At 68.2% G+C, this 1,268-nt stretch carries 2 protein-coding genes; both read left to right on the top strand.

Annotation, left to right across the window (positions count from 1 at the left end):
- Nucleotides 1-608: response regulator (locus R1101_RS0123730; protein ID WP_016935653.1), on the top strand; the 608-nt coding region annotated here is incomplete at its 5' end.
- 113 nt (nt 609-721) lie between these two features.
- Nucleotides 722-1,268: ABC transporter ATP-binding protein (locus tag R1101_RS0123735; RefSeq protein WP_016935654.1), on the top strand; the 547-nt coding region annotated here is incomplete at its 3' end.

Here is a 1,268-nt window from a genome sequence, read left to right on the forward strand (position 1 = left end):
ATATCGAGGTGGTCGCCGAGGCGTCCGACGGGGAAGCAGCCGTCGTGGAACTCGGGCGGGTCCATGCGGACGTCGTGCTCATGGACGTCCAGATGCCACGGGTCGACGGGATCTCGGCGACACGTGAGCTGCTGCGCTCCGTCGATGCGCCGAAGGTCGTGGTGCTCACCACCTTCGACAACGACGACTACGTGGTCCAGGCGATTGCCGCGGGGGCGAGCGGTTTCCTGCTCAAGGACGCACCCCCCGAGGATCTGCTGTCCGCGGTTCGCACCGTCTACCGTGGTGACGCCGTCATGGCGCCGCGCGCGACCCGCTCACTGCTGCAGCATGTCTCACCCCTGCTCGACGGAAGAGGAGCGCCGTCCGGGCGGATGGAGGTGCCGGAGGATCTCACCCCCCGCGAACTCGAGGTGCTCGTCGCGATGGCGCACGGCCTGACCAACGGCGAGATCGCCGAACGATTCGTGCTGTCGCCTGCGACGGTGAAGACCCATGTGGGCCGGGTCCTTGCGAAGACCGGTTCGCGAGATCGCGTGCAAGCAGTACTGTTCGCGTTCCGCGCCGGACTGGTGAGACCCGACGAGTTGCTCGGCGCGGGGGAGTAGGACTCCGGGCGGACCTCGCCCCGAGCGGGTCCTACCCGGGTACGACGGGGCGACGAGGAAGATCGCACCGCTCTCCGATGTTCTTGTGCGGCAGAATTTCTACGGTTCGTAGTATGACTTCGACCAGTTCTCTCGTCCCGGCCTGTTCCGCCGAGGACGTCGTGCGTGTCTACGGACGCGGCGACACCGAGGTGCGTGCCCTCGACGGGGTGTCCGTCGCATTCGAGCGCGGCCGCTTCACCGCGATCATGGGTCCGTCCGGCTCGGGAAAATCGACCCTCATGCATGCGCTCGCCGGCCTCGACGACATCGACGCAGGACGCGTCGTCCTCCACGGTGACGGCCGCCGGGCGGACGTGGAGATCAGTGCGGCGTCCGACGCCGTTCTCACCGGGTTGCGCCGCGACCGCATCGGTTTCGTCTTCCAGGCGTTCAACCTGCTGCCCGTCCTGACCGCCCGCGACAACGTGCTGCTGCCGATGCGGCTCGCCGGTACCCGCCCCTCGGCGGCCTGGTTCGAGGAGGTGACCGGTCGCCTCGGACTGGCCGATCGTCTCGATCACAAGCCCCACGAGATGTCGGGAGGCCAGCAGCAACGTGTCGCGGTGGCCCGCGCACTGCTGCCGCAGCCCGACGTCATCTTCGCCGACGAACCGACCG

The sequence above is a fragment of the Rhodococcus sp. R1101 genome (genome assembly GCF_000278445.1).
Lineage (GTDB): Bacteria > Actinomycetota > Actinomycetes > Mycobacteriales > Mycobacteriaceae > Rhodococcus > Rhodococcus gordoniae.